Here is a 26,129-nt window from a genome sequence, read left to right as displayed (position 1 = left end):
AGTGCAATGAGCATAAAAATTATTGACCCGCACGTACACTTTTTTAACTTAGTAGAGGGTCAGTACTCATGGCTACAAGGAACTCATCCACCAGCCTGGCCAAATTTAGATAAAATAAAAAAGCCAGTAAGTGCACAGCAACTTATTAAAAGTACCGACTTTGAACTAGCAGGGCTTGTTCATATAGAAGCAGGGTTTGATAACACATCCCCTATTAACGAGCTAAACTGGCTAGACTCGCATTTAAAAGATATTCCATTTAAAGCCATTAGCTACAACCAAATTGACTCACCAGCTGAACAGTTTATAAACTCGTTAGAAGCTTTAGCTCATCCTAGTTTATGTGGCATTAGAGATATAACCGAAGGTGCTGATGCAAAACGTTTATTAAGCGCTAATAGCTTTAAAAATCTAACAACATTATCAGATACCCAACTGCATTTTGAAGCGCAATTTGATATTGAAAACAGCGAAATAACCAAACAAGTGGCTTACTACGCTAAGCAGTTACCGCAACTTCAAATTATAATTAATCACGCAGGGCTGCCTAGTAATTTAAATACTTGGCAACAAGCTGTTGAGCTACTTGCTCAATATAACAATATTGCGATTAAATTTTCTGGTTTTGAATTACTACATCTCACCAGCCAACAGCAAGCAACATGTTTTAATTTTCTTTTTAATCACTTTGGTGAGCAGCGTATTATGTTTGCTAGCAACTTCCCTGTGTGCCAAATAAATACAAGCTACAGCAATCTATGGCACTGTCGTAAAGCATTGTGCTCAAGCGATAAAGTATGGCACAGCCTCGGCTACGCGAATGCCAAACACTACTATCAAGTATGAGTAAAAGTCGTTATATTAAATTATCTTTTGCTAATAATGCGAGTAGTTTATGAAGGTGTACTTTTTACTAATCGTTGTATTTTCAGCAGCTCTACTCAATGGCTGTATATCTCAAGGCGCAGACCCTACACCTAAGCTTCAACATGCCTTACTTGTTAGTCCAAATAAAATGGCCGTTAGCAACGCAATCAAAACTCTTATACACATGCAGCAGGTTCAACTAGCTGACAATGTATTTACTACCAGCAGCACAGTCACACTTAGCAACGTAAATAATAACAACGCAATAGACACTCAAAGTCTTAATAATCCCGATAGGTTTGAACTGATGATAAAAGGTGAGCAGTGCTATATACGCCACCTTGATAGTAAAGCAACGATCGAGCTTAAAAATGCAGAATGCAAAATTAATGAGCTATAACGAGCGTACCCAAACAACAAAAAAGCCAGCAAGTAAAAATCACTTGCTGGCTCTTTAATATGTAACTCAAATTTTAACTAAAAGATTACTATTTAATTTCTACGCGTTGAGAGCGCATAACAATCTCGTCATTTAGCTCAATGCCAAGCCCTGGTTCTTCTGACACTTCAAAGAAACCATTTTTAGGTTGTGGGTCTTGTAAACACAATTCACGGTTCCACTTTTTAATCGCATAAGTATGATGCTCATGAATCAAAAAGTTAGGAATAGCGGTCTCTAAGTGCAGTGATGCTGCTGTTGCAACCGGACCACCACATACGTGAGCTTGAATACGCACATCAAAAATATCTGCGTAGTCACATACTTTTTTAGTTTCGGTAAAACCACCACACAAACCAATATCCGGCTGTAGTACATCAATACTTTGATCTTCTAAATACGGACGTACACCCCAACGATTATACAAACGCTCACCACCAGCAATAGGCACTGATACTTTATCAGCTACTTTTGCGTGTAATGAATGGTTTAAATAGTTAACTGGCTCTTCAAAGTACATACAGTCAAACTCTTCTGCAATTTCACCTAACTGAATGGCCGTTGTAACGCCTGGTAAGCTATGGCATTCAAAAATAATATCAACTTCGTCGCCTACCGCTTCGCGAATAGCTTGCATACGTGCACGGTATAGCTTCATTTCAGTACGTGAGATTATTTTTGTACGGTCGTAATAAGTATTACCGTCTTTATCATACTGAATTGGGTCTACTTTTACTGCATCGTAACCTTCAGCTATTGCCTTTAAAGCAGCTTCTGCATACTCTTGTGGCTGTACTAGCGCTTTAAATTCGCTATCCCAGTCAAACTGTAATTGCGATGCGTAAGTACGTAGCTTGTCGTTAACTTTACCGCCTAGTAATTGATAGACCGGTAATCCAAGCGCTTTTCCTTTAATATCCCAAAGAGCGGTGTCTATTGCGCTCATTGCGGCATACACAACAGGTCCGCCGCCTAAGCCCCAAAAGCTTTCACGTAACATACGTGACCATAGCTTTTCTGTTTGAAATGGGTCGTGACCAATTAAAAAAGCATCGGCCATTTCCTTTATCATAGCCGCTGCAGCACTATGGCCTAAATCGTAAGCAAGACCGGCTTCGCCAACACCACTAATGCCTTCATCTGTATGAATACGTACAAATACTGGCGTCCAAGAAGGTCTATCAGGACAGTGAATATCAAATACTTCAACGCGATTTACTTTCATTAAAATTCCTTATTAACCGCTATGGGTTATTTTGCAAAACTAGGGTCAAGTCGATACGCTTTACGTAACATAGCAGGCCACGCAAGTTGCCCGCCAGTACTGCCACTGTGCACTACGTTTGCTTGATTATAAATATTATCGATTATAGGCTGCGGTACTTCAATAACCTCTTGCGAGCTTGATTGCAATGCCAATTGTATTTCACACGCGCGCTGTAAATCATAAAAGCGCATAAACGCATCACCAACGGTAGGCCCTACAGTTAAGCCACCGTGGTTTACTAATAACATGTGGTTAGTGCTGCCTAAATCATCTTGCAGCACTTTTCGCTCATCGTCGTTTACCGCAAGCCCTTCGTAGCCATGATAAGAAAGCGATGGCAGTGAAAACATTGAATACTGGCTAAGCGGTAACAAACCATTTTTTTGCGTTGCAACAGCAATTGTTTCTTTAGTATGAAGGTGAATAACACAATGCGCGTCTTCGCGTACTTCATGAATCGCACTATGAATAGTAAAGCCAGCGGGGTTAATACTAAATGGTGTATCGTCGATAATATTACCGTTTAAGTCTACCTTCACTAAATTAGAGGCGGTAACTTCATCAAAGGTCAAACCAAAAGCATTTACTAAGTAATAATCGGTGCCAGGCAAACGTGCTGATAAATGCGTATAAATTAAATCGCCCCATCTAAAATGTTCTACCAGCCTATAACATGCGGCTAAATCAACGCGTAATTGCCATTCTTGTGCTGATACTTTGTTTTTTAAATCTAGTTGGGGTAAATCAAACATAATAAGCCTTTTAAAAACGTACATTATTAGCCTGTACGAATAGATGTTTAGAAGTCTAAAGCAGACTCGATGTTATAGCAAATACCAAACAAAACAGCCACACTATTGTGTGGCTGTTTATAAAGCTAAATAACTGCGTAAATTATTTTACGTTAGCTAGATAATCTGCAATTGCTTCAAATTCTTCATCAGTTACCGCTGCTACCATCGCTTTCATTGCTATGGTCATACCGTTGTTACGTGCACCTGATTTAATATCTTTCATTTGCGCTAATAGGTAATCTTTATTTTGACCATTTAGCTTAGGGTACATACCCATAATTGGTGCTTTACCTTCAGCCCCATGACAAGTTTGACAATTTTTAGCTGTATATAATGCAGCGCCATCGGCTGCGGCAGCGTTAAACGAAAAACTTGCGGCTAAACTAATGCCCGCGCCTAGTAATAGTGTTTTCATCTTGCTCATTGTATTTACTCTTCTTTTTGACGGTTAGAAAAAACAGTTCAATTGATTGCAATAAACAACCAAATAAAAAGCATACGTACGAAACGACGCTAGACGATCAACTTAACCACACACTGCTAACTCGTTTCTGCTCATCTTTGTTTGTTCAGCTTAACAAACAAAAATGAGCCGACACTTAATAATTAATAACTTCCTACCAAACTATATCATCTGGCACTTCAAAATCTGCATATGGATCGTCTTCATCTTTAGGTTTATTTTCTGGCTCGACATGAAAAACAATATATTTTTCATCTACTTCAGCTACTTTTCGTGCTGGTTCATCATCTAATACATAAAACAACCCTTCAAGTACACAAATAGCTAGACGACCACCCGATAACGCTTTTTGGGTTTTTTCGTTCACATCTATATTTTTTACTTTATTTTCAAAAGTAAAATTAAATGTTCGCTCACCACGAATAGCATCTTGGTTATGGTGCTCTAATATTTGTTTAACACGCGCTTCTTGCTCACGTTGCTTTAAACCACCTTGGCGTGTTTTATTAAGCTCTTCAGCCTTTTTTTGCTGCTCAAGTTTAGTTTGTTGAATATGCTTTTGTAAGTCACTAGGGTTGCTAGTAGCCCCTTTTTTTGGCTTTTTCTGTTGCTTACGCTTTTCTGACTTTGCAACCTTCGCTTTGTGCGATGTTGTTAATCCTGCTTGAAGCAATTGGTCTTGTAATGAACCCATGGCTTTGTTCCACTAAAAACTAATATTATTGCTATTTTAATCACCAACGAGTTCAAATAACAGCGCTATCGACATTAATCTATCAAACTAGTTAAAACAAACCATGATATAGCACAACTATTGAGGTTTTAAATATGAAATATAAGTGATTTTTAATACAATACACATAACTTACCAGCAAATGCACTGAGCCATATTATGCGACTACCTCACCTGCTTGTTTGCTCTGTGTTTATATTTTTTGTACTTTACGCACCACAACCTTTGCTTACTCTTTTTGCGAGCGAGTTTAATGTTGCACCAGCTGTTGCTGGCAGTTTAATGACCGCAGCCATGCTACCTTTAGCTATTGCACCGCTTGTTTACGGATTGCTTTTAGCAAAAAAAAATCCATTATTTATACTTCGTATTGCAATGATTTTTTTAGGTCTCAGCTGCTTACTGTTTATCTATGTACCAAGCTTTGAGCTTTTATTATTAGTTAGGTTTTTACAAGGTTTAACACTACCCGCAGCTTTAACCGCAATGACCAGTTACATAGGCATGAGTTATACCGCTGATACACTTCAAAAAAATATGACCCTTTATATAGGCAGTAGTATAATTGGAGGTTATTTTGGTCGCGTACTTGCCGCTTTATTTAGTGATTTATGGCATTGGCAAAGTTTTTATTATGTTATTGCTTTTATGCTTATTTTTTTAGCTTTAACAATTAAACATTCTCGCTTTATTAGCCCTACTACAAAGTCGCAACTCTCCCCACTTGACTACATTAAGCAACTTAAAGAAGGTGCTGTACTTAAAGTTTATGGCGCTGTTTTTTGTATGTTTTTTTGCTTTGCTGCACTACTCAACTATTTACCCTTTATATTAAAAAATACGTTTTTAATAACAAATACTCGCGACATAGGCTTGGTTTACAGTGGTTATTTAATTGGTGCTCTTGCCTCTGTTGCAGCACCTTGGCTACTTAAAAAAGCATCGTCTCCTTGGCACCTATTAGCGGCTGTATTTAGCTTTTATAGCATGAGTATTATTTTATTAATGAGCCACCAACTCGTATTGTTTTTAACTGCATTTACATTATTTTGTGGTGCTATGTTTGTAATTCACTCAACTGCCGCGCCGCTCGTTAATAAAATAAGCAAAGCCCCACCAAGCGTAACCAACGGAGGATATGTGTCGTTTTATTACAGTGGCGGCGCATTGGGTTCGTTATTACCCGGAGTGGTATACCAACATCATGGTCAAACGGCATTTATGTTTACTTTACTAGCCGTTTGCTTATGTGGTTTGTCATTAATTATGTGGGCTTATTTTGAGGGTAAAAATACAACGCGTGGCTGATGATTTGTGTGATTAAAAAATGTGTTTAAGTCTGCTTTACTAAGCAACCATGTTTGGGTGTTTTCAAACGGATGGCAATGAAATAAATCGCCGCTGTAAATATCTTGGTCAACCCATAAGCTCACTTCGTTTTGCTTGTCGTTTAAAAGCGACAATATTGATACACACCCTGGTGCTACTTTTAAATACTTAGCTAATCGTTCACTCGATGCAAATCCTAAACGCGAAAGCCCTTGTTGTTTTGAGAGCGCTTTTAAATCGAGTTGCTTATTGTGTGCTGTAATAACTAAAAAGTGTTGTTTACCCTGGTTATCACGTAAAAATAAGTTTTTTAGGCGAGTACCAGGACGCTCAATCATAAATTCATCAGCCGCTAAGCTCGTATGTAACGCCGGATGCTCTATTACATCGTAATTAATATTTAGGTGCGTTAAAAGCTCTGCTAACTTAGTTTTATCCGCATACATATTACAAACAACGCCCTCTTAATTGCACACTTAAATCTCGCCATATAACATCATTTACTTCATGCTTATTATCGCAATATTTACGCTCTTTTAATTCTTGGTTTAATAACTCCACCGCTTGGTCTTCTAACTGCAGCTTTAAAACACTCGACTCTTCGAAATGCTCTTGTTCAATATACTGCTTAACCTCACCACGGCTTGGTCTATTGTTAGGACCGCGATCAAGATTAAAATTTTCGCGATTCTTTGCTTTTACCGAAACAACATAAGCAAAAAGCTTATTTCCTTGTTCATCTTGTTTTTCATGAAACTGTTTATTATTTATTTCAAAAGGCGGCTCATCAATTGAAGAGCAACCAGCAAGTAAAACCATGAGCGCTAGAACACATTTTTTCATTGTTTTTTATCGTTTTAGTTTCAAATTAAGCTGAGTCTATCAAAAATTGACGTAAACAGTGAAAATTAGTAAAAAAATACTTGACCAAATATGTAAAAAAACTTAAAGTTCGTCCCGCTTGAAACTCAGCAGTCAAGCTTTTATGTAATACATAAAATTAGGAATGTGGGGCTATAGCTCAGCTGGGAGAGCGCCTGCCTTGCACGCAGGAGGTCAGCAGTTCGATCCTGCTTAGCTCCACCACTTTCCTACACTTCACAAAGCAAAATCTCTTTCTTTATTTCCTGTAAATATATTCTTAGTAAATTTTTATTCTGCCTCTTAATACACAAAATTATTTATTTATAATTAGTAACTTCAACTTGAGCATTTACAAGTTCTTAGCTATACATAATGTTACGTGTATTAATACTTTAGGCTTAAAATGGATACCCCTAAGCGCTCGACGCTAAAAAAGCTAGCAGTTATAGGCTTAACCGCAGGCGCTATTACACACGCACCTTATGTATTTGCTCGTAAAAAAGTAACTTTAAGAGTGCTTGGCACACACGTTACCTTGCAAGAAGCTATTCGAAAGCAAGCAATGAGCGACCTAGGTATCGATATACAATTTACCCCAGCAGGCAGCGCAGCTGTATTACAAAAAGCATCAATGAACCCCGGCTCATTCGATTTATATGAGCAATGGTCTAATAGTATAAATGTGCTCTGGGGTGCTGGCTCTATTCAGCCAATAGAAAAAAAACGACTAACCCACTTTAACGAAATAAACTCACTCACTAAAACGGGCAAACTTACAGCAAACGCCAATATTGGTGCTGGCGACGCCCCCTATAAATTATTAAATGTGCAAGCAGATGGCAGTTTAAGCGCACAAGAAAGCGATCATATTAGTTTTTTACCTTACGTACACAATGTTGATTCATTTGGCTACAACACTAAATTTATAAAACCCGGTATAGCCTACGAAACAGAAAGCTGGAGTTGGTTATTAGATGATGCCAATAAAGGTAAAGTGGGTATTGTAAACGAGCCTACAATTGGTTTATTTGACCTAGCACTTGCCGCTCAAAGTAAGGGGCTTATTAAATTTAATAATATAGGCTCAATAACTCGCTCAGAACTAGACAGACTTTTTAAAATTTTACTCGATTTTAAACGCCAAGGTCATTTTAATGGTTACTGGAACTCAGTACCTGAATCAATCGAATTTATGAAAAGTGAACGCGTGCATATTGAAAGTATGTTTTCGCCTGCCGTTGGGGCACTCAATAGCCAAGGCGTAAATGTACGCTTTGCTGCACCAAAAGAAGGCTACAGAGGGTGGCACGGTGTTATGTGTTTATCATCACAAACGCAAGATAGCGTAAAAGATGCTGCCTACGATTATATGAACTGGTGGCTCTCAGGTTGGCCTGGTGCTTTTATAGCTCGCCAAGGGTATTACATTAGCAACCCACAGCGCTCAAAAGCTCTGCTATCGTCTTCTGAATGGGACTATTGGTATGATGGTAAAGCAACCAATATTGATTTATTAAACACTAATGGCGAAATAGCAGTAAAAGCGGGAGAGCAACGCAATGGCGGAAGCTATCTAAAACGCCTTAGTAATATTGCAGTATGGAACACCGTTATGCCAACATATGACTATAGTTTACAAAAATGGTATGAGTTGATTAGCCGCTAATGAAAATACGATCTATAAAATCAAAAATAATTTTAGCTTTATGCCTACTGATAAGCTTATTAATTTTACAGAGCTACTTTTTTAATTATTCACAAAAGTCACTCTTAAGCTTACAAAAAAAACAGCATAATGCGCTTATTCAAAACGAAAGCGTAGCTAGCTTAGAGAACGATGTTATTTCTTTGCAAAGCCAAGCAATTGCATTTGTAGATCACGCCAATGAAAATACAATTGAAAAGTTTAGCTTTTATTTATCAGCTGCACACTTAAACCTAAACTTATTAAAAACAAATACCCTTCAACGTACACCTGAATACCAAAAAACATTAACTCGTATAGGCGAATACCTAAACAACTACCAAGAAACATTCGATCAAGTTGTTATTAACAGAGCTAAGCGAGAGTTAGTTTACGCAACACAGTTTAAACAACCTATTACTGACTTAAAAAAACAAATAACAAATTTAGAAACCAACGCCAACATTAAAGATAAAGGCGCCTACACAGATATATTACTGACGATTAGTAACTTAGAGCATGCATCTGTAAGTTATTTATACAAACCAAATTTTGATGAAGCACAAAATGTTAAGCAAAACCTCCAGCATTTACATTTAAGACTTATTAATATGCCACAAATAAAGGGAGCCCTTATAAATAATACAGCCGATTTAAAACAAGCCCTCAATCAACTTGTGCTATTAACGCGTGGCTATACCTTTTCGATTAATGTGGTACTGACTGGTATTGAAAATGAGCTACTTTATTTAGCTAATCAAGTTAAAGTTACCGAACGAAAAGAACTACAAATAACTGAAGACAAACTAACGTCTCAACTAGTTACAAATACTGAGCGAGCAAATATGTTTGCGGGGTTAATAATGATTATAATTGCATTAGTAAGTTACCTTATTTTTAAATCAATTATTAAACCAATTAACCAGTTAACTCAGTTACTTAAAGATATGAATAATGAAAAACAGATTACCTTATCAAACACTAATAGTGGTCAAACTGAAATCGCATCGGTAATAAGGGCAGCAAATACTCTTTATTTAAAAAACAAACAAACCAAAGAACTATTAAGTGAAACTCAAACACTTAATATTCAAATGGAAAAAATGAATAAAGACCTTACCTCCTCAATGGAGCAAACCCACGAAGCTAATAAAGCCAAAGGCGACTTTGTGGCAAATATGAGTCACGAGCTTCGCACACCAATGAACGGCATACTCGGTATGTTACAACTTTTACAAAGTAGCGCCCTACCCTCAAGACAAAAGCATTATGTTGATAAAGCATTTTCAAGTGCTTATAACTTATTGCATATTTTAAATAATATTTTAGATTTTTCTAAACTTGAATCAGAAAAGGTACAACTAGAGACTATTCCATTTACGCTGCATACTATTATTTCAAATGCACAAAACCTTTTTTCAACCAGTGCAAAACAAAAAGGACTAGCCCTTAACTTTACTTTACACGTAGATACAAGTTTAGAACTTATAGGCGACCCATTACATTTAAGCCAAATTATTAATAACTGCATTGGTAATGCTATAAAATTTACAGAGCACGGCGAAGTATCTTTAATAGTAGAAGCATCATCTCAGCATAAAAAAACAATAAATTTACGCTTTACAATAAAAGATACCGGTATAGGGATGACTGATGAGCAGTCAAAACGGGTGTTTCAATCATTTTCTCAAGGTGACTCAAGCACAACCAGAAAATACGGTGGTACTGGGCTGGGCTTAACCATAAGCAAGCAATTAACCACGTTACTTGGTGGAGATATACAGGTAAGAAGTGCATTAAATCAAGGCAGTGAATTTTTCTTTACTCTACCTTTTGTACTGTCGGAGCAACAAGCTCTTAAAAAACATGCTTTATTAATTAGCCCCAGTAGCGAGCAAATTAATAAATTAATGGACTTATTAAGCAGCACAAATATAACAACCGAAACAACGCAAGAACCGCTAAGGGCGATTGCTAAAATATCTCAACCTAACAACCCTTTTAGTATTGTTATTATGTCGCTTGAGAAAAAAGAGTTAAAAGATAATTTTATTTTACAGCAACTAGAAACACAAAATAAAAGCACTGAAAATAAACTGCTACTGATATTGCTTATCAGTGATGAAGAACATCCCGAGCAACTCCCTAAAAATAATAATATAGATATTACTGTTATTGGAAATATACATACAGAAACACAACTTTTAGAAAAGTTGTCTCCAAAAGCACCTAAAACTGAAAGCATACAATCTTTTCCTCAGTTTTCGGGTTTTAGTGCACTTATTGTTGACGATAACAAAATAAATCAAGAAATAATGGCAGCACTTTTAACAAAGTTAGATATGAATGTCATTATTGCAAATGATGGGGCTGAATCACTAAAGCTTGCTGATGAAAATGATTTTGATATTATTTTTATGGATATTCAAATGCCGATAATGGATGGGCTTGAAGCAACAAGAACCCTGCGTAGCAGAGGTTACACAACACCAATTATAGCAATTACTGCAGCAGCACATACAAACGATAAAAAAGCGGCCTTAAGAGCCGGTATGGATGACTTTTTAGCTAAACCTATTCTTTTAGATACACTGCATAAAAACATAGAAAAACACTTACAAAGCAATCGCACTTTAAGCACAATTAACTTGCCTTTAGCTAAAGAAAACATAGACAACAATGATGAACTATTAGAAAAGTTATTCTCTAAATTTATTAACGATTACAGTAGCTTTGCAAATAAAACCGAAAAGTTAATTAAGAATAATGAGATAAATAATCTTACGATCCTAATACATACGTTAAAAGGAATTGCTGGCACATTAGGGCTTGAGCTATTAGAGCAAAGTACAATAAAAGTAGAGAAAAAATTAGTAAATGAAAAAACAATTGAATTAGATAACTTTAATGAACAACTAACATTAACACTTTATGCAGTTAAGCAATTTTTAGTAACGAAAAACTTTCAGAATAAGAGTAAACAATTAGGCTCTCAAAAAGAGGATATTTCAGCTGTTGATGAAATCTACTCATTAGCTTTAACATCTCGACCAATACCAAGTAGTTTGATTAGGCAATTAGAAATGAATCAATATGATAGGGATCATCCCTTACTTAAACTTAAAGAAGCAATTGATTGCTTTAATTACCATTTAGTTATAGAGCTCATTGATCAGTATAGAAATAATAATAAAAACTAGACAATTATTGCCAATTTGAACTAGATTTAATATGCATAGAACAGAAGAAGGATTAAAAGTGCATTCAACGTATATCGCTAATAGCAATAAATTAAAAGATGAGCAAAGGCAAAAGCCTTTAATTCTTATTGTTGATGACGAACCTAGTAATTTACACGTATTAGTTGAAGGGCTTTTAACTGATTACGATGTACGTGTTTCTACCAGTGGTGAGCAAGCTTTAATATTTGTAGAGTCAACACGCCCCGATTTAATTTTGCTTGATATTATGATGCCAGGCATGGATGGCTACGAAGTATGTAACAAATTAAAAGCTAAACAAAACACTAAAGGCATCCCGGTAATATTTGTAACTGCTTTAACTGAAGAAGGGGCTGAAGAAAAAGGCTTTGCAATGGGCGCTATTGACTACATCCATAAGCCTTACAAATTAGCACTGGTAAGAGCGCGTATTCGCACGCATATAACAGCTCAAGGGATGCTAGACCGCCTCATTGAAAAAAACTTTGACTTACACGACAAGCTTCTCGAAATAGAATCTCTATCACAAGAATTGACCCAACGAGAAGAAGAATTAAAACTACTTTCCTCTAAGCAACAGTTGTTTTACCAGGCTTTAACAGGTACAGCTGACGGTGTAGTAATAACAGATAGCGATGGTAAAATAATTGCCGTTAACCCTTCTTTTTGTCGAATTACAGGATACTGTGAAGCTGACTCTTTAAAAATGCAATTACACGATATTAAGCAAAACAATCATCCTAGTATTAGTTTTGACCAAGTGTGGGGTCATGCAAGCAAAGCCGGTTACTGGAGTGGCGAACTTGTTACAAGACGAAAAAATGGCGAACTATATCCAGAGCTTTTAACACTAACAATGGTTAAAGGTGAGCAAGACACTAACGTACACTACATTGGTGTATTTAGTGATATATCGAGTGTTAAAATAACTCAAGAGCGTATTGATTATTTAACATGGCATGATGAGCTAACAGGTTTACCTAATCGAAATGGCTTTTTAAAGCAATTAGAGCAACAGCTTCAAACCTGCAATACGGATAAAACCTACGCTTATATTTATATTATCGATATTGATAGCTTTCACTCAATAAATGATGGTTTAGGGCTCCTTGCAGGAGATAATATACTTAAAGATCTTACTAAACGTATTCATACTCATATTGATAAAAAAGATGTTATTGCCCGTTTAGGCAGCGATGAATTTGCAACACTGTGTATTGTAGATAAAGGAATTGGCAGAGCTAGAGCCCAAACAATTGCAGAGCGAAAAGCCCAAGAGTTACTTATAGCAATAAATCACCCGTTTATAGTTAATGAGCAAGAAGTAAGCTTAACGGTAAGTATTGGCACTTATATTTTTCCGCGTGAGGATCAATGGGAAAGTGCTATAGAAACAATTAGAAATTGTGAAGCTGCCTGCTACAAAGCAAAAGAAAAAGGTGGTAACAGAATCACCTTTTTCGATACTTCATTTGGCGAGCAAGCAAAGCGCCGCTTCGAAATAGAGCAAGATTTACGCAAAGCAATTGCACAAAATGAGTTGTCTCTGTATTTGCAGTCGCAATTTGATCGCAATCAAGAACTTAAAGGTGCTGAAGTTTTACTACGCTGGGAGCATCCTCAAAAAGGGTTTATAAGCCCTGGTGAGTTTATATCTATTGCTGAAGAATCCGATATTATTTACGACCTAGATTGCTGGGTCAGCTCCAATGCACTTAAAATACTGGCTAAACTTGGGGAAACCCATCCACATTTAAATTTATCTATAAATATTAGTGGCAGACATTTTCATGAGGCACGCTTTTTAACATTTATCAGCCAACAAATTAAACAACACGGAATTAATCCTCAACAGCTTACAATTGAGATTATTGAAGGTACTCTTTTAAATCATATGGAGGCTGCAATTGAGGCTGTTCACCTTCTTAAAAAGTTAGGTGTTAGAGTATCTATAGACGATTTTGGTACAGGTTATTCAAGCTTAACCTATCTGAAACAACTGCCGATACAAGAACTTAAGATTGACCGCTCATTTGTATTAGAAGCACCAACTGATAATAACGATAAGTTAATTGTTGATATGATTGTGAGTTTAGGTCGTTTATTTGAATTAGACGTTGTTGCTGAAGGGGTAGAAAATCAATCGCACTTTGATTTATTACAAGAATATCCTGAGGTTATATTGCAAGGTTACTATTTGCATAAACCAGAGCCAGCAAATGATTGGCTCGAAAAACTAAAGTAATAAGCAATGGCTAAACTATTAGCCATTAAAATAGAAAAGCCGAGCATAGCTCGGCTTTTCTATTTTAATTTTATACTATTAACTTATTCGCGTACTTGGCCTTCACCATTCACTAAGTACTTTTCAGTTGTTAGTGATTCAAGACCCATTGGTCCGTAAGCATGAAGCTTAGAGGTTGCGATACCAATCTCGGCACCTAAACCTAACTGTGAGCCATCTGAGAAGCGTGAAGATGTATTAACCATAACTACTGACGCATCAACGCTACGTTGAAATAGTTCTGCTGCAGTTTGGTTTTTAGTACAAATTACTTCAGTGTGGTTTGAGCCAAATTGAGCAATATGCTCTACCGCTGCTGTAAAGCTTGGTACTACACGAATAGCGATTTCTAAATCTAGGTATTCTTCACCAAATTCATCATCAGCTAACACTGTTGCGTTATCAAAATACTTAGCTGCTTGGCTATCTGCATTTATTTTTACACCCTCTTGGCGTAATACCACGGCACACAGATTTAAAAACTCATCAGCAACATCTTGGTGAACAACTAAGCCTTCAAGCGCATTACATACGCCTGTACGCTGTGTTTTACCATTAAGTAATAAGTTAATTGCCACTTCTAAATCAGCGTCCTTATCTACATACAAATGACAAACACCTTTGTAATGCTGGATCACTGGAATGGTACTGTTTTCAGTTACAAAATTAATTAAACCTTCGCCGCCACGCGGTATTATTAAGTCAATACTCTCACGTTGCTGCATTAATTCCATTAATAGTGCACGGTCTGGATCGGGTATTACCGAGATAAGCGCTAAAGGTAAATTGTGTTTTTCAAGCACGCTATGCATTACGCTCGCGATTGCTTGTGAACTTTTAAGCGCTTCTTTACCGCCACGTAAAATAACACTATTACCTGATTTGAAACACAATGCGCCGGCATCCGCTGTTACATTTGGACGCGCTTCATAAATCATACAAACTACGCCTAGTGGTACGCGCATTTTACGAATTTTAATACCATTTGGACGTTCTGTGATATCACGCAGTTGACCAACTGGATCATCAAGGCTAACTATAACTTCAATGCCTTGCGCCATTGACTCAATACGCTCGTCGTTTAGTGTTAAACGATCAATCATTGCTGCTGGTAAACCGTTGTCGCGAGCAGCGCTTAAATCACTTTCGTTTTCTTTAATTATAAATGCTTTTTGAGCTCTAAGTGCTGCTGCTATCTCTGTTAATACTTGATCTTTTGTCTCGGTATCGAGTAAAGCAAGTGTTAATGCAGCTTTAGCTGCCTGACGTGAAATGTCTGTAATTAAGCTCATGACTTCTCCAATAATGCGATATATTTCTCAGATATTACAGGTCCAATTGAATCCTGCATTTTTTCACTGAATTCACTTTGTTCGTTGTCTGCAATAAAGTTCAACAAACAACTACTATAATTTGCGGTCGCTTTCGCTAACCGAGTGCCATCTTCACTACGAACTAAAATAGTGTCACCAACGGCAAACTCGCCGTGTACTTCCATTATTTCATCGCCGCGAATACAGCCTGTTTCACCTTCTAATGATTCATCAAATGATCCATCAACAACAACTTCGCCTTGCTCGTTTGCTGTGTGTGTCATCCAATGAACAGAATCTTGCATTGGTTTTTCGTATGGTAAGAATATACTACCAGGGTTTTCGCCAGCTAATAGTTGTGTAAATGTTTCTTCTTTAAAACCATTTATAATATATGTTGCGATACCATGTGAAGTCGCTTTTTCTGCAGCTTCTATTTTGGTTTTCATACCGCCCGTGCCTACTGAACTTGTAGCACATCCTGCCATAGCATAAATAGATTCATCAATTGATTTTATTTCAGGCAATAGCACTGCATCATCATGTAAATTTGGATTTTTATCGTATAACCCATCAACATCTGAAAATATTAATAATGCATCTGCATCTGCCGCAGCTGCTACCATCGCTGATAAATTATCGTTGTCACCTACTTTTAGATCATCCGTCGTTACAGCATCATTTTCATTAATGATAGGTAATACACCGTGCTCTAGTAAGGTAAATACGGTTTCGCGAATACTCTGATAGCGGTCATGGTCACGTAAATCACCATGAGTTAGTAATAATTGCGCTGAAGGAAAATCAAAAAAGCGATCCCACATTGCCATCATTTCAGTTTGACCTGCCGCCGCCATTGCTTTTTTCATAACAACAGTACGTGGTTTATCCGATGGGAATAAGTGTGCGCCTGCTGCTACAGAACCCGATGAAACTAAAATAACTTCAATACCACGGGCACGACAACGAACAATAAACTGTGCGATAGTTAGTAAATAGCGTGAACGACAGCCATCTTGATCTGGTGCAATTAAAGCACTACCTACTTTAAGTACAATACGTCGCCAATTTAACTTTTGCATAAGAGCTCAACTTTCCATTTTATCTGCGCTCATCTTTACTCGATAAGCTAAAACTAGGTAGCTACGTATAAAACATAGCTTCGAATTTGTCTTGTCATTTAGGCAACACTTTTTTACGCACGCGAAAAGGCCATATCTAAAACCATGGTTGTAGATTTAAGCTCGAGTATAAAGTAGCAACAACTCAATAAAATTGAGCGGTACTAAATCAGAAAATTTAAAAAGTGTTGTTTATGCATCGCTGTAAAAAGCTGTGTGAAGCTTTTCTATTAACAACATACATAGAGCCTCTAAAGTCTGATACACCGACAGATAGGGTGAAGACTTAAGGACCGAGATTTAACCGCCACGATGGGGATTAAATATTGAAAGGTAATAGTTCAACTCAAACCTTTGCTTACTTAAAAAATTAAATAAACTTGTTTAGCAAAACCATACCAAAGAGTTCGGTAAATGACATTTTGAGTATTCAAACTCAAATTTAACTGTTACTGCATGATTATAAGGTTTAAATATGACGCTAACATTAACGAGTCATTATTTAATAACAATAAACATACTTAGATAACTAATTGTTTGAACACGAAGTATAATACGTCATTTTGGGGGGTAAGATCAAGGCTAAAATTTAAACGGCATTGGTAATATTGTTTAAAACCTCTATTTTTATCCTTTATAATCAAAATATTAAGTTCCTTTTATGCGCTTTAATAAGGCTCTTCGGTACTTTAGCAATAATTAAAGCTCACTAATCTTTTATAAGCAGCTAAAATTCATTAGTAATATTTGAGTTTCACGTGTATACCCCTGTACTAATAATTAACAAAAGTTATACTTTAAAATATCGTCATAAATAAGGAATTCTTAATCTATGTCAGCAATTTATATAGCCGGTATCGCACTTTGCTCTGTGCTTGCTCAATGGGTAGCATGGGCGTTTAAAGTGCCTGCTATTCTTTTTTTATTGCTTACGGGACTGTTATTAGGGCCATTTAGTGGCGTATTAGACCCAGATGCACTTTTAGGAGACTTACTGTTTCCAATTGTATCTTTAAGTGTTGCGGTGATCCTGTTTGAAGGTTCACTCACATTACATTTTCGAGAATTAAAAGGCATTGGTAAAGTTGTTAGAAACCTCTGCTCTATCGGTATGCTTACTACCTGTATTGTTGTTAGCCTAAGTGCTTATTGGCTACTAGAGCTCAACTGGCGAGTTGCCGCAGTGCTTGGTGCTGTACTTGTTGTTACGGGACCTACCGTAATTGCACCTTTGCTAAATTCTATGCGACCAACGCAAGATATAGACCGCATACTTCGCTGGGAAGGGATTGTAATTGACCCTATTGGCGCATTGTTTGCTGTATTGGTATTTGAAGCCGTTATGCTTGTTGGGCAAGGCGAAATACTAAGCCATACAATTATCGCTTTAGTTAAAACACTCGGTGTTGGTTTAAGTATAGGTGTTGCTGCTGGTTGGATTACAACACAACTTATGCGTCGTGAGTGGCTACCATTTGAATTACATAAGTTTGGTATTTTAGCGTTAGTACTTATTAGTTTTTCTGTATCTAATCATTTAAGTCATGAATCTGGTTTATTAGCCGTGACTGTATTTGGTATTTGGCTTGCCAATCAAGACGATTTAGAAATTGATTCAGTCCTTGAGTTTAAAGAAGACTTATCAATGATTTTAATATCAACACTATTTATTTTACTCGCTGCACGCTTAAAGCTTTCGGATTTAATGATGCTCGACGGTGACGTATTTATATTTTTAGCTGTTGTGTTATTTATTGCGCGCCCGCTGTGTATTGCAATATCAACCTTTGGTACCGACTTACCAATGAAGTCGCGCTTAGTGCTCGCGTGGATTGCTCCGCGAGGTATTGTTGCTGCTGCAGTAGGTTCTGTATTTGCTTTAAGCATGATGGAAGCCGGCGTTGCCGACGCCGAAAAAATGGTACCGTTAATATTTACAGTAATTATCATTACAGTGGTACTACAAAGCTTAACAGCAATTCCTGTTGCTAAACTTTTAGGTGTACGTCAGCCATCTGCAAATACCATATTAATTATAGGCGCTAACCATGTATCGCGTGCAATTGGTCGTGGTTTGAAAGATCAAAATATTCCAGTGCATTTATCAGACCCAGCATGGGAAAACTGTAGGATGGCACGTATGGACGGCTTAGCCTGTTATTACGGTAACCCGCAATCAGAGCATGCCGAGCGTTATTTACCACTAACAACCATTCGTAGTGTATTAGCATTATCGCCAAATCGTCATCATAACGCGCTGGGAGTTCAATATTTTTCTCATTTACTTAATGAAAAAAATGTATTTTCGCTTCGCTCTTCAACGTCACATGCAAAAGCAAATAAAGACAGCGCAACGTTTTTATCACGACAAATACTGTTTGGTGATGAAGGCTCATACGCACGTTTAAGCAGCATGATTGCAAAAGGCGGAAAGGTGAGTGCGACTCGTATCTCTGATGAATTTAGTTGGGAGCAGTACCAGGAAATGAACCCTGAAGCTATTCCATTATTTATTCTCAAAGGCGATAAAGACAGCGATGACGATACACCAATTAAGCTAAGACCTTTTACAATTAACATGGAAAAGCCACCACAAGAAGGCGAACGCATAGTTGCATTGCAACCGCCTAAAATGTCGGTTTTGAAAGATCCGCAAACCAAGGCTAAAGAAGAAGTTTAAATACTTTTACTGCCTGTAGAAACGCAAAAACCCTAACTTAAAAAGTTAGGGTTTTGTTTTTTAAGAACCATTAAATAGGAAGACGAGCTCGGGCAACTACACTATCTGGCATTTTTTGCGCTAACTTAGTTAACGCTCGCTCAATTTTTTTATGAGTCGCCTTATCTGCCACCATGGAGTTAAATAACCAACGATACGCGTCTTCAAAGTCACGCGGGCTGCCATAGCCATTATTAAATAATTTAACTAAACGCAGCTGTGCTTTCAAATTACCTTGCGACGAAGCTTCACGCAAATAAGTAATTGCCATTGCTTTATCTTGTTGAACTAAACGCCCAGTGTCGTAGTAACGCCCTAGTTGCTCTAATGCAGCCGCTAAGCCTTGCTGAGCAGCTTTTCGCATATAATACACACCTAACTCTACATTTCGATCAACACACACGTTATAAGCCAGCATATCGCCATATAAAAACTGATAAGACGGCAGTGCCATTTTATTGGCTCGCGCCTCTATATCTTGCACTAACTGGCAATCATCTGCCTTTACACGCGCCAAATGCGTATTTTTATTTATTAATGCAATTAGCTCAGATTCAGTATACAGCGGTACTGCAGCTGGGCTTTCTGTAGCTAAGCTATTGGTTGATATAAATAAAGATAACGAAATTAACGAAAGCCTTAATACGCAATTATGAGTAAATAAACGCATGCTCACCACTTATAAAAATAAACTTATTAAATGATATACAAAGATCGTTCCAAGGTGAATTTTAGACACAAAAAAAGCTGCACTAGGCAGCTTTTTTTAATCTATTAGTAATTACGCAAACGGGTTGCGAAGTACCATAGTTTCTACACGATCTGGACCTGTAGAAATAATATCAATTGGAACACCCGTAATTTCTTCGATACGCTTGATGTAATCAATCGCAGCTTTTGGTAAACCGTCAAGACTAGTTACACCAACTGTGTTCTCTGACCAACCTGGCATCTCTTCGTATACTGGTGTTACTTTATCGTAACCTTCAGCTGCTAATGGCGTTATGTTAGTAACAGTGCCATCTTCAAGCTTATATCCAGTACAGATTTTAAGTATTTCTAAGCCATCTAAAACATCAAGCTTAGTTAAACAAAAACCTGAAATACTGTTGATTTGAACTGCACGGCGCATTGCCACTGCATCTAACCAACCAGTACGACGAAGTCGACCTGTTGTCGCGCCAAATTCATGACCTTTATCACCTAAGTGCTTACCTACTGGGTCTTGTTTTTCAAGACCGTCGTAAAGCTCTGTAGGGAAAGGACCTGAACCAACACGAGTAGTGTACGCTTTAATAATACCTAAAACGTAATCAAGGTGTAATGGACCAAAACCTGCACCAGTAGCAACGCCACCAGCTGTAGTATTTGAAGATGTTACATATGGGTAAGTACCATGATCAATATCAAGTAACGTACCTTGTGCACCTTCAAACAAAATGTTTTCGCCAGCTAAACGTGTTTCATCTAAAAGCTCAGTTACATCTACAACCATTGCTTTTAGAATATCTGCAACAGCCATTGCATCATCAAACGTTTTTTGAAAATCTACTGCTTCTACTTTGTAGTAGTTAACTAAAGTAAAGTTATGGTATTCCAAAACTTCTGTTAGTTTAGCTGCAAATACTTCAGGATTAAATAAATCACCTACACGTAAACCACGACGTGCTACTTTATCTTCGTACGCAGGACCGATACCGCGACCTGTTGTACCAATTGGTTTATCGCCACGTGCAGTTTCACGGGCTACATCTAATGCTACATGGAAAGGCAAGATTAGCGGACATGCTTCACTAATTAAAAGACGCTCGCGTACAGGTACGCCGCGCTCTTCTAGCATGCCAATTTCTCTCATTAGCGCTTCTGGTGATAAAACCACACCATTACCAATCACACATTTAACATTGTCACGTAATACACCCGATGGAATAAGGTGTAGAACCGTCTTTTCACCTTCGATAACTAAAGTATGACCCGCATTATGGCCACCTTGATAACGAACTACTAAAGATGCTTTGTCTGTAAGGAGATCAACTACCTTACCCTTTCCTTCGTCACCCCATTGGGTGCCTAATACAACAACGTTTTTACCCATCGTAAATTCACTTAGAGAAAATTAGGACGAGATTTTACCAGAAAACTAAAGTAAAGATCACCCCTGTTCAGCTTATTTTTTCTGCGCAGTTTTTTTTGTACCTAAATAACAGCTAATAACCACATAAATAACAGTGATTTAAAGAGTTAAATGCAATTAACAAAAAGCCCCGCAAATGCGAGGCTTTTAACTTTTAAATGCTTAACGTAAAGCTTATTGAGCTTTAGCGCCTTTCATGTATTGAAAGAAGTCGCTATCAGGTGAAAGCACCATAACGTCTTGCTTGTTTTTAAAAGTCTTCTTATAAGCTTCAAGTGATCTTACAAAGCTAAAAAACTCAGGATCTTTATTATATGCGTTAGCATAAATCCCAGCAGCATCAGCATCACCTTGACCACGAACAGAGCGTGAATTACGTTCTGCATCAGCAAGCATTACCGTTACACGACGATCAACACCAGCGCGAATAGTTTCGGCTTTCTCTTGACCTTCAGAACGATGCTCTTTTGCAACAGCAGTACGCTCAGCGCGCATACGTTGATAAATAGAGCTACTTACTTCTTGTGGTAGATTAATTTGCTTAACGCGTACGTCTAGCACTTCAATACCTAACTCGCGTGCACTTTCAGAAGCTTGAACTAACGCCTCTTCCATTAACTCGCTACGCTCACCTGAAACAATTTCGCGAATAGTTCGTGTACCAAAGTTAGTACGCAGACCATTATTTACTTTTTGTTCAAGTAACGTTTCAGCATATTGCTTATCGCCACGAGCACGTAAGTAAAAAGCACTAAAGTCGTTAACACGCCATTTTACAAACGAATCAACAATTAAGTCTTTTTTCTCGCTAGTTACAAAGCGATCAGGTGTGCCATCTAGCGTTTGTATACGTGCATCAATACGACGTACTTGGCTAAAAAAAGGTACTTTTAAATGTATACCTGGGCTGTAGACTACCGCAGTTTCTTCGCTATCTTTTTGTACTTTACTGAATAACAAAACAATTGCTTTTTGTCCTTCAGGTACAACAAATACCGACGAGAAAGACATCACAATGGCAGCTAATAGTATTACTAAACTAAAGTTTTTCATTATGCTTATCTCCCGTCATTAAAGCGATCGTTGTTAAAGCGGTCACTACCACTATTAACAGTGCTGTTGCGTGACGTATTTACCTTATTGCGTAAATCTTGAATATCACTTGAGCTTGGTAATGCAACGCGTGTTGCCGTCCCTTGCTTATCCATGATTTTATCAAGTGGTAAATAAATCATGTTATTACCGCCTTTCACATCAACCAATACTTTAGAACTGTTACCTAGCACTTCTTCCATTGCATCAATGTATAGACGCTCACGAGTAACTTCTTTAGCTGCTAGATACTGAGGTAATAGCTTTTCAAATCGAGCAACTTCACCTTGTGCTTCTAAAGTAATACGTTCTTGGTAACCTTCAGCTTCTTGAGTCATACGCGTTACTTGACCACGAGCACGTGGTTCAATTTCACGAGCATATGCTTCAGCTTCACGGATGAAACGCTCTTCATCTTCTTGTGCAGCAATAGCATCATCAAACGCATCTTTAACTTCAGTTGGCGGACGAGAATCTTTAAAGTTCACGTCAGTTACAATTAAACCTAAGTTATATGGTTCAATAACCTTATTAAGCTCATCCCACGTATTTTGGCGTACAACTTCACGACCATTCGTTAGCACTTGGTCCATTTTTGCATGACCAACTACATAGCGTAATGCACTATCTAAAGCCTCTTCTAAACTGCTATCAGCATTAGTTACACTAAACTTATAAAGATATGGGTCAATAACGCGGTATTGCACCTGAAACTCAACGCTTACTACGTTTTCATCTTCTGTTAGCATAAAACCAGAGGCAGACAATGAGCGTACAGCTTCAATATCCACTGGAATAACCGTTTCAATAAAGGTCATTTTCCAACGCAAACCAGGATCAGCTATTCGGTCATATTTACCAAATTGAAGAACCACGCCACGCTCGGCTTCTTTCACTGTATAAATACCACTTAGCGCCCATACAATAACGGCGATAATGAGCACAAATGAAATACCTGCTCCGCCAAGTCCGCCGCCATTATTATTGCCGGATTTTTTCCCGCCAAATAAGCCACCAAACTTCTTACTGAATTTACGGAACACCTCGTCTAAATCAGGTGGGCCTTGATCACGTCCGCCTTTATTATTCCACGGATCTTTGTCATTGCCATTATTACCCGGTTCATTCCAGGCCATAGCTATACTCCATTGTTATCTAAATAAATTAGGATGTTGTGTTAAATCTAACAAATCTACTGCGTTTCTCATACAAAAACCGACATTAAAACGCTAATTTTTAATCTCGGTTGATAAAACCAGCAATTTCAGGACCAAATTCTTTAATTAAGCGATTCCATTCGACTACAGGTAATCTAACATCTAGCAGCCAATTACCTTGCTCATCAAAGCGTTCTTCATGAACTGCACTCAAACTAAATAACGATGCTCTTAAACGACCATATAATGGAGTTAACAGCAGAGTTTCACTAAACATCTGCTTAGCAAGTAACTCACTAATAGCCTCACTGAGTAACTCGCACCCTTCACCTGTTTGTGCAGAAAGCCATATTCTTATAGGCTGACCTTCGTCATCTCGATCAATTCGAGGGCTAACATTATCTAACGCATCAATTTTGTTATAAATTAATAATTGCGGTACTTCATCAGCTTCAATTTCTTTTAACACCGATTGTACTTCTTCGATGTTTTCTTTAAGACGTGCATCTGCCGCATCAATTACATGTAGCTGTAAATCAGCTTCACGAGTTTCTGTTAATGTTGCTTTAAATGCAGCAACTAAGTCATGCGGTAAATGACGAATAAAACCAACGGTATCAGCTAAAATAACAGGACCAACATCACCTAATTCAAGCTTACGTAAAGTAGGGTCAAGTGTTGCAAATAACTGATCTGCAGCATATACATCAGAGTTTGTAATTCGATTAAATAGCGTTGATTTTCCAGCGTTAGTATACCCTACTAACGATACTGTAGGAATTTCATTACGCGTACGAGCTCGCCTGCCTTGCTCGCGCTGCACGGCTACTTTATCTAAGCGAGAACGAATGTTTTGGATACGAGCACGTAATAAGCGCCGATCTGTTTCTAATTGGGTTTCACCAGGACCACGTAAACCTATTCCACCTTTTTGGCGTTCAAGGTGAGTCCAACCGCGAATTAATCGGGTCGACATGTGACGTAGTTGTGCCAATTCAACCTGCAACTTACCTTCATGGGTACGTGCACGTTGGGCAAAAATATCAAGAATAAGTGTCGTTCTATCAAGTACACGACATTGAAAAACGCGCTCTAAATTACGTTCTTGTGACGGTCTAAGTTGATGGTTGAAAATAACGACATCTGCATTGTGGATTTTAACAATCTCAGCTATTTCTTCTGCTTTACCGGTACCGACGAATAGTTTCGGATGTGGTGCTTGACGGCTGCCTTGCACAACCGCCAAACTACTAACACCAGCAGAAGATACCAACATCTCTAATTCATGAAGATCTTCACGATCCCCCTCCTTAGGTAAGTCGATATGAACTAAAATTGCCTGCTCGCCGGATTCATAGCGGTCAAACAAATATTACGCTCCTAATTTAAATATTTCCAGCTTCTGGCTCTTCAGTGCTCTCATCTCCTAAAACACCTTGGAAGTTGACTGCACGAGCAGGTACAACTGTTGAAATTGCATGTTTATACACCATTTGGTTTACAGTGTTTTCTAGTAAAATAACAAATTGATCAAATGACTGAATTTTACCTTGTAATTTTATGCCATTAACCAAAAAGATTGATACTGGGATGCGCTCACGACGTAGTGCATTCAAAAATGGGTCTTGTAACGATTGGCCTTTTGCCATGTTATTATTCCTTCGTTCTAGGTGTTATTATAATTAAGTGGCTGAACTAATTTAACAAAGTTAAATTGATTCAACTACTACTAGCTTAGCGAACTTACTACACGATGCAAGTTTTCTTCATCGCCCGTTGTTAACCAAGTAACATTGGGCCAGCTTCTCAACCAAGTTAACTGACGTTTAGCCAATTGACGTGTTGCTGCGATGCCGCGAAAAACCATTTCATCATGGTCAATTTCACCCGCAAGGTAATCCCACATTTGTCTATAACCTACACAACGAATAGAAGGCATATTGGGGTGTAAATCCTTACGTAGATATAGGGTCGAAACTTCATTTTCAAACCCCTGTTCGATCATTATTTTAAACCTTTCTTCAATTCGGGCATGTAATTCACTGCGTTCTTGCGGTGCAATAGCAAATTGATGAAAAGTATAAGGTAAAGCTGGCTGTTTTTGCTTTTGCAACTCAGTCATGGTCTTACCAGTTAGTCGATAAACCTCTAAAGCGCGATTAATTCTTTGTGAATCGTTTTCACTCATTTTTTGAGCCGCTTGTGGATCTATTTTTACTAATTCTTGATACAAATGTGGCCAACCATATTGGTTAGCTTGTGCTTCAAGCTCAGCTCTTATTACTGGATCAGCCTCTGGTAATGGCGATAACCCATCAAGAAGTGCTTTAAAGTACAACATTGTACCTCCAACCAGTACAGGTACTTTACCCTGTTCGTGAAATTCATCAATTTTTTTTATTGCATCTCGTCTAAAATCTGCAACTGAATAGGTTTCACTTGGATCAAGTAAGTCTATTAAATGATGCGGAGCACGGGCAAGCTCCTTTGAATCAGGCTTTGCTGTTCCAATGTCCATACTCTGATATACCAACGCTGAATCGACGCTGATTATTTCGGTATTTAAATGCTCACACAACGAAATAGCCAATGCTGTTTTACCAGCAGCGGTTGGACCCATTAAAAATATGACAGGTAAATTACTCAAC

22 protein-coding genes and 1 tRNA gene are annotated in these 26,129 nt (G+C 37.8%); 8 read left to right on the top strand and 15 right to left on the bottom strand.

Annotated elements, in window-relative coordinates:
* Positions 1–6: 6 nt before the first annotated feature.
* Positions 7–846 (top strand): amidohydrolase, encoded by an 840-nt coding sequence (locus I6F65_RS04355; RefSeq protein WP_197111704.1) that lies wholly within the window; start codon positions 7–9, stop codon positions 844–846.
* A 49-nt stretch (positions 847–895) separates the two neighbouring features.
* Complete coding sequence (locus I6F65_RS04350) at positions 896–1,267, top strand: hypothetical protein (RefSeq protein ID WP_166108770.1); 372 nt, start codon at positions 896–898, stop codon at positions 1,265–1,267.
* Positions 1,268–1,355: 88 nt separating this feature from the next.
* Here I6F65_RS04350 and I6F65_RS04345 read toward each other — a convergent pair whose 3' ends face one another.
* From I6F65_RS04345 to I6F65_RS04330, 4 genes are all read right to left on the bottom strand, one after another.
* Complete coding sequence (locus tag I6F65_RS04345) at positions 1,356–2,531, bottom strand: mandelate racemase/muconate lactonizing enzyme family protein (RefSeq protein ID WP_024610450.1); 1,176 nt, start codon at positions 2,529–2,531, stop codon at positions 1,356–1,358.
* A 26-nt stretch (positions 2,532–2,557) separates the two neighbouring features.
* Entirely contained in the window at positions 2,558–3,325 is a 768-nt protein-coding gene (locus I6F65_RS04340) for a class II aldolase/adducin family protein (protein WP_197111702.1), read from the bottom strand.
* Positions 3,326–3,467: 142 nt separating this feature from the next.
* Positions 3,468–3,791 (bottom strand): c-type cytochrome, encoded by a 324-nt coding sequence (locus I6F65_RS04335; protein WP_197111700.1) that lies wholly within the window; start codon positions 3,789–3,791, stop codon positions 3,468–3,470.
* Between the two features lie 193 nt (positions 3,792–3,984).
* The gene (locus I6F65_RS04330; RefSeq protein ID WP_197111699.1) at positions 3,985–4,524 is read right to left on the bottom strand and encodes a DUF2058 domain-containing protein; all 540 of its coding nucleotides are present in this window, start codon (positions 4,522–4,524) and stop codon (positions 3,985–3,987) included.
* 198 nt (positions 4,525–4,722) lie between these two features.
* On the opposite strand from I6F65_RS04330, the gene I6F65_RS04325 reads away from it, so the two are divergent.
* A complete protein-coding gene (locus I6F65_RS04325) occupies positions 4,723–5,871 on the top strand; it encodes an MFS transporter (RefSeq protein WP_197111698.1) in 1,149 nt (382 codons plus the stop codon).
* Here the strand turns inward: I6F65_RS04325 and I6F65_RS04320 are convergent.
* Positions 5,838–6,338: a prolyl-tRNA synthetase associated domain-containing protein gene (locus I6F65_RS04320; RefSeq protein ID WP_197111697.1), complete on the bottom strand. Its 501-nt coding sequence runs from the start codon at positions 6,336–6,338 to the stop codon at positions 5,838–5,840. The two genes, I6F65_RS04325 and I6F65_RS04320, sit on opposite strands and share 34 nt — an antisense overlap.
* Before the next feature lies 1 nt (position 6,339).
* Positions 6,340–6,735: a hypothetical protein gene (locus I6F65_RS04315; RefSeq protein WP_024610445.1), complete on the bottom strand. Its 396-nt coding sequence runs from the start codon at positions 6,733–6,735 to the stop codon at positions 6,340–6,342.
* Between the two features lie 167 nt (positions 6,736–6,902).
* Between I6F65_RS04315 and I6F65_RS04310 the strand changes: the two genes are divergently transcribed.
* The 4 genes from I6F65_RS04310 (at position 6,903) to I6F65_RS04295 (ending at position 13,906) form a co-directional block, all read left to right on the top strand.
* Positions 6,903–6,978, top strand: a tRNA-Ala gene (locus I6F65_RS04310).
* 181 nt (positions 6,979–7,159) lie between these two features.
* Positions 7,160–8,422 carry a PotD/PotF family extracellular solute-binding protein gene (locus I6F65_RS04305; RefSeq protein ID WP_024610444.1) on the top strand — a complete coding sequence of 421 codons (1,263 nt, stop codon included), beginning with the start codon at positions 7,160–7,162 and terminating at the stop codon, positions 8,420–8,422.
* Positions 8,422–11,640: a hybrid sensor histidine kinase/response regulator gene (locus tag I6F65_RS04300; RefSeq protein WP_166108764.1), complete on the top strand. Its 3,219-nt coding sequence runs from the start codon at positions 8,422–8,424 to the stop codon at positions 11,638–11,640. The genes I6F65_RS04305 and I6F65_RS04300 overlap by 1 nt, the downstream gene beginning before the upstream one ends.
* A gap of 58 nt (positions 11,641–11,698) precedes the next feature.
* Complete coding sequence (locus I6F65_RS04295; RefSeq protein ID WP_197111738.1) at positions 11,699–13,906, top strand: EAL domain-containing protein; 2,208 nt, start codon at positions 11,699–11,701, stop codon at positions 13,904–13,906.
* 83 nt (positions 13,907–13,989) lie between these two features.
* On the opposite strand, the gene I6F65_RS04290 is transcribed toward I6F65_RS04295, so the two are convergent.
* Entirely contained in the window at positions 13,990–15,237 is a 1,248-nt protein-coding gene (locus tag I6F65_RS04290) for a glutamate-5-semialdehyde dehydrogenase (protein ID WP_024610441.1), read from the bottom strand.
* A complete protein-coding gene (gene proB / locus I6F65_RS04285; protein ID WP_024610440.1) occupies positions 15,234–16,340 on the bottom strand; it encodes a glutamate 5-kinase in 1,107 nt (368 codons plus the stop codon). Before proB ends, I6F65_RS04290 begins: the two co-directional genes overlap by 4 nt.
* 871 nt (positions 16,341–17,211) lie before the next feature.
* On the opposite strand from proB, the gene I6F65_RS04280 reads away from it, so the two are divergent.
* Positions 17,212–19,059, top strand: a complete 1,848-nt coding sequence (locus tag I6F65_RS04280) for a sodium:proton antiporter (RefSeq protein WP_166108762.1) — start codon at positions 17,212–17,214, stop codon at positions 19,057–19,059.
* 70 nt (positions 19,060–19,129) lie between these two features.
* On the opposite strand, the gene I6F65_RS04275 is transcribed toward I6F65_RS04280, so the two are convergent.
* The 7 genes from I6F65_RS04275 to miaA all read right to left on the bottom strand — a co-directional run bounded on the left by I6F65_RS04275 (position 19,130) and on the right by miaA (position 26,128).
* A complete protein-coding gene (locus tag I6F65_RS04275) occupies positions 19,130–19,768 on the bottom strand; it encodes a tetratricopeptide repeat protein (protein WP_024610829.1) in 639 nt (212 codons plus the stop codon).
* Positions 19,769–19,879: 111 nt separating this feature from the next.
* On the bottom strand, positions 19,880–21,193 hold the full coding sequence (locus I6F65_RS04270; protein WP_197111696.1) for an adenylosuccinate synthase: 1,314 nt from the start codon (positions 21,191–21,193) through the stop codon (positions 19,880–19,882).
* Positions 21,194–21,406: 213 nt separating this feature from the next.
* Entirely contained in the window at positions 21,407–22,285 is an 879-nt protein-coding gene (gene hflC / locus I6F65_RS04265; protein WP_024610827.1) for a protease modulator HflC, read from the bottom strand.
* A gap of 5 nt (positions 22,286–22,290) precedes the next feature.
* Positions 22,291–23,460, bottom strand: a complete 1,170-nt coding sequence (hflK, locus tag I6F65_RS04260) for an FtsH protease activity modulator HflK (RefSeq protein WP_024610826.1) — start codon at positions 23,458–23,460, stop codon at positions 22,291–22,293.
* A 100-nt stretch (positions 23,461–23,560) separates the two neighbouring features.
* Positions 23,561–24,850, bottom strand: a complete 1,290-nt coding sequence (gene hflX, locus I6F65_RS04255) for a ribosome rescue GTPase HflX (protein ID WP_166108761.1) — start codon at positions 24,848–24,850, stop codon at positions 23,561–23,563.
* A 16-nt stretch (positions 24,851–24,866) separates the two neighbouring features.
* The gene (hfq, locus tag I6F65_RS04250) at positions 24,867–25,130 is read right to left on the bottom strand and encodes an RNA chaperone Hfq (RefSeq protein WP_024610824.1); all 264 of its coding nucleotides are present in this window, start codon (positions 25,128–25,130) and stop codon (positions 24,867–24,869) included.
* A gap of 80 nt (positions 25,131–25,210) precedes the next feature.
* A complete protein-coding gene (miaA, locus tag I6F65_RS04245; RefSeq protein ID WP_024610823.1) occupies positions 25,211–26,128 on the bottom strand; it encodes a tRNA (adenosine(37)-N6)-dimethylallyltransferase MiaA in 918 nt (305 codons plus the stop codon).
* Position 26,129: the final 1 nt, after the last annotated feature.

The organism is Pseudoalteromonas sp. SWXJZ94C (genome assembly GCF_015864385.1).
GTDB lineage: Bacteria > Pseudomonadota > Gammaproteobacteria > Enterobacterales > Alteromonadaceae > Pseudoalteromonas.
This window is presented reverse-complemented; position numbering and strand designations above follow the sequence as displayed.